Here is a 10,752-nt window from a genome sequence, read left to right as displayed (position 1 = left end):
GGCAAGGCCAGTGCAGGCAACGAACGGCGCGTCATCGCGCATACCAATTTCAAGCTGACCTGGCAGCGCGACTACCGGCCTGAGGGCGGCGCCTGCGTGCTGAAGTCGGCGCGGCCGAAGCTCACCCTCACCTACACGCTGCCGAAGCCAGCCACGCCGATGACGGCGGGGCTGCAAAAGCGCTGGGACAGTTTCGCCGCCGGCCTCGCCGCGCATGAGAAGGTGCATGGCGCCCAGATCGTCGACATGGTGCAAAAGATCGAGGCGCTGAGCGTGGGCTTCACGATCGCCGGCGACCCCGGCTGCAAGAAGATCAGGACCGAGCTCACCGCACGGCTTGCCGAACTTTCACAAGCGCAGCGTCAGGCCAGCCGCGATTTCGACCGCGTCGAATTCGGACCGGGCGGGAATTTGCAGAGGCTGGTGCTGGCGTTTGTGAATGGGGAATGAGCCCAGCTCAGCCAAGGTCATCCGAACATTTGCGATGATCGATCTCCACCCCGGCGAGAAAATCGGCAGATCCGTGATTCGAAGGAGTGCGGTGCCATTCAAGCATTGGCTTATAAAACCCCAGCGAGCTTACCAGTAGATCGATACACGCTGGAATAGCACAGCATGCGTGGACTTCCGTCCAAGGCCTATCGACGTTCATTGAGCCTGAGCGATTAGGCAGATCTGGCTTCTCACCGCCGCTTTACACGCAGGGTTGGTAGCGCTACCGTTTGCCCAGTCGCGTGACCAAGGGGGGAGCCTTGGTAGCTGTCGCCGGCTGGTGTGGTGGATTGAGGTTCCCGCCGTTTTGACGGGATCCGCTTCAAGGCCATGTCAGAAAGAAAATGGAGTCTTGCGGACGTCGCAGGACCCAGCCGGGAGGATTTCGATGGCGTCTGTCGCGATTGCCGATGTCTACAAGTCATTCGGAAGCGTCGAGATCCTTCACGGCGTCAGCGTGGACATAGAGGACGGTGAATTCGTCACCCTGGTGGGGCCATCCGGCTGCGGAAAATCCACCCTTCTCAGGATGATCGCCGGCCTGGAAAAGATCTCGCGCGGGCAGATCGCGATCGGCGAGCGTGTCGTCAACAACGTCGCGCCAAAGGAGCGCGACGTTGCCATGGTGTTCCAGAACTACGCGCTCTACCCGCATATGACGGTTGCCGAGAACATGGCGTTCTCGCTGATGCTCAAAGGTGTCTCGAAGGCAGAAAGCGAAGCCGGCGTCCGGCGCGCGGCCGAGATCCTCGGGCTGGTGCCCTTGCTGTCGCGCTATCCGCGCCAGCTTTCAGGCGGCCAGCGCCAGCGCGTCGCCATGGGCCGGGCGATCGTGCGCAATCCGGCGGTCTTCCTGTTCGACGAACCGCTGTCAAACCTCGACGCCAAGCTCCGGGTGCAGATGCGTGCCGAGATCAAGGAGTTGCACCAGCGGCTGAAGACCACGACGGTCTATGTCACACACGACCAGATCGAGGCGATGACCATGGCCGACAAGATCGTCGTCATGCATGACGGCCTCGTCGAGCAGATCGGGCCACCGCTGGAACTCTACGACCGGCCAAACAATCTCTTCGTCGCCTCCTTCATCGGCTCGCCCGCCATGAACCTGCTCAAGGGCGGGATTGCGACCGATGGCTCGCCATCCTTTCGCGGCGCAGGCGAGATTTCCGTGCCTTTGGCGGCGACGCCGTCGATCAGCAATGGCGAACCCGTGGTGCTGGGAATACGGCCCGAGCACCTCAGGCTGTCCGACGCGGGGATTGCGGTCACTGTCGCGGTGGTCGAGCCGACCGGCTCGGAGGTGCAGCTCATCGGCCGGACAGAAGGCGGCGAGGAGATCGTCGCGAACTTCCGGGAGCGCCATTCCTTTACGCCAGGTGAAACCGTCCGGCTCTCGGCCGAGCCCGGCCTCATCCATCTCTTTCACGGCGAAACCGGAAAGCGGTTCGAGATGCGCACCAGGCCGTAAGAACGACTGAGCGAGGAAACCGACAGGAGGAGACCACCATGAAATTCACCAGACGTGACGTGATCCGCACGACCGCCGGCGTGGCGGCGGGAGCCTTGGGGAGCCGGTTCGTCGGCTCTCCCGCCCTGGCCCAGGAAGGCCTGAAATACAAGCCGGAGGACGGCGCGAAGCTCAGGCTGCTGCGCTGGTCGCCCTTCGTGCAGGGCGATGAGGACCAGTGGCTGGCCAACACCAAGCGGTTCACCGAGGCGACAGGCGTCGAGGTTCGCGTCGACAAGGAAAGCTGGGAAGACATCCGTCCCAAGGCGGCGGTCGCCGCCAATGTCGGTTCCGGTCCCGACCTGATGTTCGTCTGGTTCGACGACCCGCATCAATACCCCGACAAGCTGCATGACGTGACCGAGCTGGGTGAGTATCTGGGCTCGAAATATGGCGGCTGGTACGACGGACCGAAGCAGTACGCGACCCGGGAAGGCAAATTCCTCGGCCTGCCGCTCGCCACCATCGGCAATGCCATCGTCTACCGCGAAAGCTGGGTGAAGGAGGCCGGATTCGCGGAATTTCCCAAGGACACGGCGGGCTTCCTCGAGCTCTGCAAGGCCTTGCAGGCGAAGGGACATCCTGCCGGCTTCACGCACGGCCACGGCGTCGGCGACGGCAACAACTATGCGCACTGGCTGCTCTGGAGCCATGGCGGCCAGATGGTCGACGAGAGCGGCAAGGTGGCGATCAACAGCCCCGAGACGTTGAAGGCGATCGAATACGCGCAGCAGCTCTACAAGACCTTCATTCCGGGCACCGAGAGCTGGCTCGACGTCAACAACAACCGTGCCTTCCTGGCCGGCGAAGTGAGCGTCATCGCCAATGGCATTTCCGTCTACAACACGGCCAAGGTCAACAAGGACAAGGATCCGAAACTGGACGAAATCGCCAAGGACATGCGCACCACCAACCTGCCGATCGGTCCGGTCGGAAAATCCGTCGAGCTGTTCCAGGTGACCAGCGCCGTCATCTTCGACTACACGCCCTACCCCAACGCAGCCAAGGCCTATCTGCAGTTCATGTTCGAGGATCCGCAGATGGCGGACTGGATCACCTCCTCGTCGGCCTATTGCTGCCAGACGCTCAAGGCTTTCGACAACAATCCGGTGTGGAAGGCCGACCCGAACAACGCCGCCTACGCGAAGGCCTCAGCGACGCTGCGCCCCAACGGCTTTGCCGGGCCGCTCGGCTACGCCTCGGCCGCGACCATGGCCGACTATGTGCTGGTCGACATGTTCGCCAAGGCAGTGACCGGCCAGGCGACGCCAAAGGAGGCGATGGAAGAGGCGGAGAAGCGCGCCAACCGCTACTATCGGGTTTGATCACCGCCCGGCCGGGCAGCCGCGACCGCGCGCTGCCCGCTGAGGGGTGCGCAACCGCGCGGCGGCCGCCTTGGCCGCCACGCAACCACATCTGATGAGGAGCCACCGCATGGCCGTGCCGTCCGTTGCCGTCGAGCAGCGTTCTTCGATCCTGTCGCGCCTGAGCGAAAGCCGCAACGCGCTTGGCTTCGGCTTCATGCTGCCGGCGGCGGCGCTGCTCCTGGTGTTTCTGACCTATCCGCTCGGGCTCGGCGTCTGGCTCGGCTTCACCGATGCCCGCATCGGCCGCCCCGGCATCTTCATCGGTATCGAGAACTATCAATACCTTTGGAGCGACGGCGTCTTCTGGCTCTCCGTCTTCAACACCCTGCTCTACACGATCAGCGCCTCGATCCTGAAGTTCATGTTCGGCCTCTGGCTGGCGCTCATCCTCAACGAGAACCTTCCCTTCAAATCGTTCTTCCGCGCCGTGGTGCTGCTGCCCTGGGTGGTGCCGACGGTGCTGTCGGCGATCGCCTTCTGGTGGATCTACGATTCGCAGTTCTCGATCCTGTCCTGGGCGCTGCAGCAGATGGGCCTGATCGACCATCGCATCAATTTCCTCGGCGACCCGACAAACGCGCGCGCCTCGGTCATCGCGGCCAATGTCTGGCGCGGCATTCCTTTCGTCGCCATCACCCTGCTTGCCGGCCTGCAGACGATTCCCCAATCGCTTTACGAGGCCGCCACGCTCGACGGCGCCAGCCGCTGGCAATTGTTCCGCCATGTGACGCTGCCGCTGTTGACGCCGATCATCGCCATCACCATGACCTTTTCGGTGCTGTTCACCTTCACCGATTTCCAGCTGATCTATGTGTTGACCCGCGGCGGACCGGTCAACGCCACCCACCTGATGGCGACACTGTCCTTCCAGCGCGGCATTTCAGGTGGCCAGCTTGGCGAGGGCGCCGCTATCGCGGTCGCCATGATCCCCTTCCTGCTGGCGGCGATTCTGTTCAGCTATTTCGGCCTGCAACGCCGCAAGTGGCAGCAAGGCGGCGGAGACTGAAATGGCCGCGATCAAGAGACCGAGACGTCCGGAAACCGATGAAGGCGGCATGGGCTACCTGCAAAGCCTGCCGCGCCGCGTGGTGACGGTCTATCTGCCATTGCTGGTGTTCATCATCGTGCTGCTGTTTCCGTTCTACTGGATGACGATCACGGCGGTTAAGCCCAATGTCGAGATGACCGACTACGCCAACTTCAATCCGTTCTGGGTCGTGCATCCAACGTTGCAGCACATCCGCTATCTTCTCTTCGAGACGTCCTATCCCGGTTGGCTGCTCAACACCGTCATCATCTCCACCGCCGCCACGTTCCTGTCGCTGCTGGCGGCGGTGCTGGCAGCCTATGCGATCGAACGGCTGAGGTTTTCGGGAGCGCGGCAGGTCGGTCTCGCCGTCTTCCTCGCCTATTTGGTGCCGCCCTCGATCCTGTTCATTCCGCTGTCGGTGATGGTGTTCAACCTCGGGCTCTACGACACGCCGTTCGCGCTGATCCTCACCTACCCGACGTTCCTGATCCCGTTCTGCACCTGGCTGCTGATGGGCTATTTCCGCTCCATCCCCTTCGAGTTGGAGGAATGCGCGCTCATAGACGGAGCGACCCGGCTGCAGATCCTCACCAAGATCGTGCTGCCGCTGTCGGTGCCGGGCCTGATTTCCGCCGGCATATTCGCATTCACCCTGTCCTGGAACGAGTTCATCTACGCCTTGACGTTCATCCAGTCGTCGGAGAACAAGACCGTGCCGGTCGGCGTGCTGACCGAACTTGTGCGCTCCGACGTCTACGAATGGGGGGCGCTGATGGCGGGCGCGCTGATCGGCTCGCTGCCGGTCGTGGTGCTCTACTCGTTCTTTGTCGAGCACTACGTTTCCTCGATGACCGGCGCGGTGAAGGAATGACGGCCTGCCGCGAGCGGCTTGCCGCCAATGCGCAACGGCAGGCCGGGCGCATCCCCCCGCGGGTCGATGGGCGTCAGATCGCGGCGATGATGCCGCCGTCGACGCGGATGTTCTGGCCGGTGATGTAGCCGGCGCCGTCGGAGGCGAGGAAGGCGATGGTCGCGGCGATCTCTTCGCTGGTGCCGTAGCGCTGCATCGGCACGCTGTCACGGCGCTCCTCGGTGGCGGGCAGGCTGTCGATCCAGCCGGGCAGCACGTTGTTCATGCGCACATTGTCGGCGGCGTAGGTGTTGGCGAAGATCTTGGTGTAGGCGGCAAGGCCGGCCCGGAACACCGCCGAGGTCGGAAACATCGGGCTCGGCTCGACCACCCACGCCGTTGAGATGTTGATGATGGCGCCGGCCTTCTGCCTGACCATGTGGGGCGCCACGATGCGCACCGGCCGGATGACGTTCATCAGGTAGACGTCGAGCCCGGTGTGCCATTGTTCGTCGGTGATCTCGAGGATCGGCGCGCGCGGTCCGTGGCCGCCGCTGTTGACCAGCACGTCGATGCGGCCGAAGCGTTCGAGCGCCAGGTCGGCAAGACGCTGCAGATCCTCGTTCGACTGGTTGGAGCCGGTGACGCCAAGGCCACCGAGTTCCTTGGCGAGCGCCTCGCCCTTGCCGGAGGACGACAGGATCGCGACCTTGAAGCCGTCGGCGGCCAGGCGCTTTGCCGCCGCCGCGCCCATGCCGCTGCCGCCGGCAACGACGACCGCTACTTTTTCTACACTCATTGCGTCTTCCTTCCGGATTGGTTTTCGGCCCGTACCACCATTGATCACAACGTGTTATATTCGACTTTCGCCGCTGGTTCGAACCAGAAAGCCTGAAATCGGACTGTAGAAAAACTGCACGATGCCCGAAGCCTTCCTGCGCTTGCCGCCGCTCAATGCGCTGCGCGCCTTCGAGGCGTCGGCGCGGCATCTCAACTTTCGGCTCGCCGCGCATGAGCTCAACGTGACGCAGGGCGCGGTGGCGCAGCACATCCGGGGTCTTGAGGCCAGCCTCGGCGCGAAGCTGTTCGAGCGGCTGCCGCGCGGCCTGGCGCTGACCGACGAGGGCCGCGCCTATGTGCCCAGCATCCGGCGCGCCTTCGAGCTGATCTCGGAGGCGACCGCGCTGCTGCGGCCGGAACCGGCGCGGCTGACGATCAGCGTGACGCCCAGCTTCGCCACCAAATGGCTGATCCCGAAGCTGCCGGACTTCGTCGCGCACAACCCGCTGGTCGACCTGCGCATCCTTGCCACCGAAAGCCTGTCGAGCTTCCAGGCCGACGGCGTTGACATCGCGGTCCGGCAGGGCCGTGCGCCCTTCGGTCCCGGCCTCGTCGTCGACCTCCTGTTCCCGCAGTTGGTCATCGCCGTCTGCAGCCCCGCCCTGCTGCCGCCCGGCGCCGGCGAAATCGCTACGGCGGACATCCAGCATCATATGCTGCTGCACGATGCCCACAATCTGTGGCCGGAGTTCATGGAAAAGGTGCTCGGCCTGAAGATGGCGACGGAGGCCAAGCGCATGCGCTTCAACCAGACGGCCCTGGCGATCGACGCCGCCATCGCCGGCCAGGGCATCGCGCTTGCCAGCCGCTTCCTCGTCGCCGCCGACCTTGCCGCCGGACGGCTGGTGCAGCCAGTCCAGGGAGACATGCGCGGCACCCAGGATTTCCATGTCGTCATGCCGCGCAAGCAGCGGCATCCAGAACCAACGCAAGCCGTCCGGCAATGGCTGCTGGATGCGAGCGATGCGGGCTGAAACTTCAAGGCCTGGGTGACAGACCTAGAAACTGATCTCCACCGCGGCAGCACTCCGCTTCGCCTCGCCATGGAACACCGCCTCGATGTTGTTGCCGTCAGGGTCGAGCAGGAAGGCGGCGTAGTAGCCGGGGTGGTAAGGGCGCTCGCCAGGCGCGCCGTTGTCCTTGCCGCCGGCCGCAAACCCCGCCTTGTACCAGGCGTCGACCATGGCGCGGTCCTTGGCCTGGAAGGCAAGATGATGGCGGCCGGTAAGCACGCCCTGGGCGGCGCGGCTGTCGACGCTGGAGACGAAGAGTTCATCGGCCCAGAAATAATCCTCGGCCTCGCCGCCGACCGGAATGCCCAGCACCTCGAGCACCGCGCCGTAGAAACGCCGGCTCGCCTTCAGGTCGCGCACCACCAGCTGGATGTGGTCGATGAGCCGGCCGCGATAGAGTTCCATGGTGTCCTCCTGGTTTGACTGGTCAATCATCTAGAAGGGACCAACCTCCGGTCAATGTCGGGTATTGCATGCTACTGACACTAGAGAAGACGGTGGGGCACAGGAGCTGTGAAGCAACGCAACTTTTCAGGCGGCAGCAAAAATCACCCGTGCCAAAAATCTGATTAAAAAATGCAACCGGATTGTCGGATCGGCCCTGGCACCAACGTCCTTGGGTCGCAAACGGCGTGACGAAGCTCGAAAAACGGTTGCGCTGTGTCGACAAACTCTAGCTTCCGGCATGGGAGAAGAACATGAAGCTTTCCTATCGTTGGGTCATCGTCGCGGCTGGCGCGCTGATGACTTGCGTCGCCATCGGCGCGATGTTTTCGCTGGCGATCTTTCTCGAGCCGATGTCGCTCGACACCGGCTGGTCGCGCGCCGGCATATCGAGCGCGATGACGCTGAATTTTCTGGTGATGGGTCTCGGCGGCTTCGCCTGGGGCACCATCTACGATCGCGTCGGCGCCCGCCCCGTCGTCTTCGCCGGCGCGCTGCTGCTGGGGCTGGCGCTGGTGCTGGCCAGCCGCACCGGCTCGCTCATCGTCTTCCAGCTCACCTATGGCGTCCTGGTCGGGCTTGCGGCCAGTGCCTTCTTCGCGCCGATGATCGCGCTCACCACCGCCTGGTTCGACACCAACCGCAGCCTCGCCGTGTCGCTGGTATCGGCCGGCATGGGCGTGGCGCCGATGACCATCTCGCCCTTCGCGCGCTGGCTGATCACCGCCTATGACTGGCGCACCGCCATGTTTGACATCGGCGTCATGGCCTGGGTGCTGCTTCTGCCTGTGGCCTTCCTGGTGCGCCAGCCGCCGGCCGCCGCCGCAGCAGCCGATGGTACGCCGGCGGCCGTCACGGATGATCCCGGCCTGAGCGTCGGCCAGGCGCTGCGCTCGCCGCAATTCCTCGTGCTGGGCATGACCTTCTTCGCCTGCTGCGCGGCGCATTCGGGACCGATCTTCCACATGGTGAGCTATGCCATGGCCTGCGGCGTGGCACCGATGGCCGCCGTCTCGATTTACAGCGTCGAGGGGCTCGCCGGGCTCGGCGGCCGACTGCTCTACGGCGTGCTCGGCGACCGTCTCGGCGTCAAGCCGGTGCTGATCACCGGGCTCGTCATCCAGGCCGCGGTGATCGCCGCCTATCTCACGGTCGGCAGGCTCGAACAGTTCTATGTGCTGGCCGTCATCTTCGGCGCCACCTATGGCGGCGTCATGCCACTCTACGCGGTGCTGGCGCGCGAATATTTCGGACCGCGCATCATCGGCACCGTATTCGGCGCCGCCACCATGCTGTCCAGCCTCGGCATGGCGTTCGGGCCGCTGGCCGGCGGCATGATCTATGACGCCTATGCCAGCTATTCCTGGCTGTTCATCGGCTCGGCGCTGGTCGGGCTGGGGGCCGCCGGCATCGCGATTGCCTTCCCGCCGCAGCCGAGCCAGCAGCGGCTGCAGATGGCGTAGTCCTCAAAGGCGCCCGGCGGTCCCGATCATCGGGATCGCCGGTCCGTTGGCGTGAAATCCAATTGCCGGACGCCGGCGAGTATGAAAGACTCCGCCAAGGGCCGATGCATGCCGGCGCGGGTCGGCGTGATCCCATGATTCCGGGGGACATTGCAGTGACCGCAGGCTTGGAAGCCGAAGACGCCAGGGGTTGGTCCGATCTGCTGGCCGCAGCCGAAAGAGGCGACGCCGAGGCCGTGCGCACGGAGCTGGCGGCCGGGGCGGACATCAACCAGACCGATGAAGGCGGCTGGTCGGCGCTGCACCTTGCCGCCCACAATGCCCGCATGGCGGCTCTCGAAGCCCTGATCGCGTATCCGGCGATCGACGTCAATTCCCGGAATAAATGGAAGAGCACGCCGCTCAGCCTGGCCGCCGCCAAGGGTCACCTCGAATGCATCCAGGCGCTGGTGAAACATCCGCAGATCGATATCAACGCGCGCGCCGACTATTACGGCAGGACGGCGCTGATCGAAGCGGCGAGGAACGGCCATCTCGACGTCGTCAGGCTGCTGGTCGAGCATGGCGCCGACGTCAATCTGGCCGACAAGACCGGACGGAACAGCGCGCTCATCGAGGCCATCAAGGGACGGCACTACGAGGTCGCGGAGTATCTGCTGGCGACCAGGCAGGTGAACTTCCTCAACAAGGAGATGCGGCTCAATGCGCTGATCTGGGCCGGCAGCACCCGCAACGCCCTGTTCATCGAGACATTGGACGCGGCGATCCACAGCTTCTTCGAAGGCAAGTGAGCGCAGGACCGACCGCGATCCACATATCCTGACGCAGGCCGGCGCCGACGAACCCGCCGCGCACTGTTCGGTGGCAGGCGTCAGGCCGGCGGCACGCCCTCGGTCGCGATGATGCGCGTGTTGGCGCAGCGGAAGCGGATCTGCTTCAGCCGCTCGTACTCAGGCGAGTCGTACCAGGCGGTCAGCGCTGCCATGTCGGGGAATTCGATGATGACCAGACGGTGCGGCTCCCAGTCGCCCTCCAGCACCCGGGTCACGCCGCCGCGCGCCAGGTACCGCCCGCCATGACGCGCTTCCGTCGCCGGAACCTCGCGCCGGTATTCATCAAACATGGCGGCGTCGGTGACGTCGACATCGGCAATGAGATAGGCAGCCATTCCAGTCCCTCCTTCTCAAATCGTCTTCCACATCATCAGGATCGGCACCGGCGCGCCGCCGCGATCGTCAAGGATCCTCTCGCCCGGCTGGTAGCCGCAGGCCCGGTAGAGCGGCTCTCCAGCCATTGTCGCGCCGAGCTCGACACGGCGAAAGCCCTCTGCCCTCGCCGCATTTTCGCAGAGCGAAAGGATGAGGCGGCCGACGCCGCGCCGCACGAAATCGGGATGCGTGTACATCGCCCTGACGCGCGCCGCGTCGGTGGCGGGATCGAGCAATGCCGCGCTGCGCCCCGGCGTCCTGTCGCCGCCATAAAGGGTGGCGCGCCGGCTCCAGCCGCCGCAGCCCGCCAGCGCTCCTCCGCAGGTGACGACAAAATAGGTTCCGTCGTCGATAAGCTGCGTGTCCAGGCCCATGATGGCGCGGCTGGATTCGATCTGGGCATCATTCAGGAAGGGTTTTTGCAGCTCGCCGATCGCCAGCGCCATCAGCGCCGAAATCGCCGTGATGTCGTCGCGCGTCGCAGTCCGGTACTGCAGCTCCTGGTCAGCCATCTGCCGAATGCCACGTGCCGTTC

General features: G+C 64.4%; 12 protein-coding genes. 8 read left to right on the top strand and 4 right to left on the bottom strand.

The window, feature by feature from the left end:
- The 5 genes from EOA33_RS12345 to EOA33_RS12325 form a co-directional block, all read left to right on the top strand.
- A partial coding sequence (locus EOA33_RS12345) for a DUF922 domain-containing protein (protein ID WP_127405743.1) occupies nucleotides 1–450 on the top strand: 450 nt, incomplete at its 5' end.
- Between the two features lie 430 nt (nucleotides 451–880).
- Complete coding sequence (gene ugpC / locus EOA33_RS12340) at nucleotides 881–1,963, top strand: sn-glycerol-3-phosphate ABC transporter ATP-binding protein UgpC (protein ID WP_127405742.1); 1,083 nt, start codon at nucleotides 881–883, stop codon at nucleotides 1,961–1,963.
- 38 nt (nucleotides 1,964–2,001) lie between these two features.
- Nucleotides 2,002–3,327, top strand: a complete 1,326-nt coding sequence (locus tag EOA33_RS12335) for an ABC transporter substrate-binding protein (protein ID WP_126055289.1) — start codon at nucleotides 2,002–2,004, stop codon at nucleotides 3,325–3,327.
- 109 nt (nucleotides 3,328–3,436) lie between these two features.
- Nucleotides 3,437–4,375 carry a sugar ABC transporter permease gene (locus EOA33_RS12330; protein ID WP_127405741.1) on the top strand — a complete coding sequence of 313 codons (939 nt, stop codon included), beginning with the start codon at nucleotides 3,437–3,439 and terminating at the stop codon, nucleotides 4,373–4,375.
- Between the two features lies 1 nt (nucleotide 4,376).
- Nucleotides 4,377–5,270, top strand: a complete 894-nt coding sequence (locus EOA33_RS12325) for a carbohydrate ABC transporter permease (protein WP_127400367.1) — start codon at nucleotides 4,377–4,379, stop codon at nucleotides 5,268–5,270.
- Between the two features lie 73 nt (nucleotides 5,271–5,343).
- Here the strand turns inward: EOA33_RS12325 and EOA33_RS12320 are convergent, their stop codons facing one another.
- Complete coding sequence (locus EOA33_RS12320; RefSeq protein ID WP_127405740.1) at nucleotides 5,344–6,048, bottom strand: SDR family oxidoreductase; 705 nt, start codon at nucleotides 6,046–6,048, stop codon at nucleotides 5,344–5,346.
- Nucleotides 6,049–6,169: 121 nt separating this feature from the next.
- Between EOA33_RS12320 and gcvA the strand changes: the two genes are divergently transcribed.
- Nucleotides 6,170–7,063 carry a transcriptional regulator GcvA gene (gcvA, locus tag EOA33_RS12315; protein WP_127405739.1) on the top strand — a complete coding sequence of 298 codons (894 nt, stop codon included), beginning with the start codon at nucleotides 6,170–6,172 and terminating at the stop codon, nucleotides 7,061–7,063.
- A gap of 24 nt (nucleotides 7,064–7,087) precedes the next feature.
- On the opposite strand, the gene EOA33_RS12310 is transcribed toward gcvA, so the two are convergent.
- Nucleotides 7,088–7,507, bottom strand: a complete 420-nt coding sequence (locus EOA33_RS12310) for a VOC family protein (RefSeq protein WP_189347410.1) — start codon at nucleotides 7,505–7,507, stop codon at nucleotides 7,088–7,090.
- Nucleotides 7,508–7,800: 293 nt separating this feature from the next.
- Between EOA33_RS12310 and EOA33_RS12305 the strand changes: the two genes are divergently transcribed.
- Together EOA33_RS12305 and EOA33_RS12300 are read left to right on the top strand one after the other, a co-directional pair.
- Nucleotides 7,801–9,009 (top strand): MFS transporter, encoded by a 1,209-nt coding sequence (locus EOA33_RS12305; protein WP_127405738.1) that lies wholly within the window; start codon nucleotides 7,801–7,803, stop codon nucleotides 9,007–9,009.
- Between the two features lie 155 nt (nucleotides 9,010–9,164).
- On the top strand, nucleotides 9,165–9,800 hold the full coding sequence (locus tag EOA33_RS12300) for an ankyrin repeat domain-containing protein (protein ID WP_126055295.1): 636 nt from the start codon (nucleotides 9,165–9,167) through the stop codon (nucleotides 9,798–9,800).
- An 80-nt stretch (nucleotides 9,801–9,880) separates the two neighbouring features.
- On the opposite strand, the gene EOA33_RS12295 is transcribed toward EOA33_RS12300, so the two are convergent.
- Nucleotides 9,881–10,177 carry a DUF1330 domain-containing protein gene (locus tag EOA33_RS12295; RefSeq protein WP_126055296.1) on the bottom strand — a complete coding sequence of 99 codons (297 nt, stop codon included), beginning with the start codon at nucleotides 10,175–10,177 and terminating at the stop codon, nucleotides 9,881–9,883.
- Between the two features lie 15 nt (nucleotides 10,178–10,192).
- The coding region (locus EOA33_RS12290) for a GNAT family N-acetyltransferase (protein ID WP_348628232.1) at nucleotides 10,193–10,752 on the bottom strand (560 nt) is incomplete at its 5' end.

The sequence above is a fragment of the Mesorhizobium sp. M4A.F.Ca.ET.050.02.1.1 genome (genome assembly GCF_003997725.1).
In the GTDB taxonomy this organism is placed as follows: domain Bacteria; phylum Pseudomonadota; class Alphaproteobacteria; order Rhizobiales; family Rhizobiaceae; genus Mesorhizobium.
This window is presented reverse-complemented; position numbering and strand designations above follow the sequence as displayed.

What these genes read in the sequence shown, in the direction of transcription:
- EOA33_RS12305 (WP_127405738.1), top strand. Translation starts at nt 7,801, where the DNA reads ATGAAGCTTTCCTATCGTTGGGTCATCGTCGCGGCTGGCGCGCTGATG.
- gcvA (WP_127405739.1), top strand. Translation starts at nt 6,170, where the DNA reads ATGCCCGAAGCCTTCCTGCGCTTGCCGCCGCTCAATGCGCTGCGCGCC.
- ugpC (WP_127405742.1), top strand. Translation starts at nt 881, where the DNA reads ATGGCGTCTGTCGCGATTGCCGATGTCTACAAGTCATTCGGAAGCGTC.
- EOA33_RS12320 (WP_127405740.1), bottom strand. Translation starts at nt 6,048, where the DNA reads ATGAGTGTAGAAAAAGTAGCGGTCGTCGTTGCCGGCGGCAGCGGCATG.
- EOA33_RS12330 (WP_127405741.1), top strand. Translation starts at nt 3,437, where the DNA reads ATGGCCGTGCCGTCCGTTGCCGTCGAGCAGCGTTCTTCGATCCTGTCG.
- EOA33_RS12335 (WP_126055289.1), top strand. Translation starts at nt 2,002, where the DNA reads ATGAAATTCACCAGACGTGACGTGATCCGCACGACCGCCGGCGTGGCG.
- EOA33_RS12310 (WP_189347410.1), bottom strand. Translation starts at nt 7,507, where the DNA reads ATGGAACTCTATCGCGGCCGGCTCATCGACCACATCCAGCTGGTGGTG.
- EOA33_RS12295 (WP_126055296.1), bottom strand. Translation starts at nt 10,177, where the DNA reads ATGGCTGCCTATCTCATTGCCGATGTCGACGTCACCGACGCCGCCATG.
- EOA33_RS12325 (WP_127400367.1), top strand. Translation starts at nt 4,377, where the DNA reads ATGGCCGCGATCAAGAGACCGAGACGTCCGGAAACCGATGAAGGCGGC.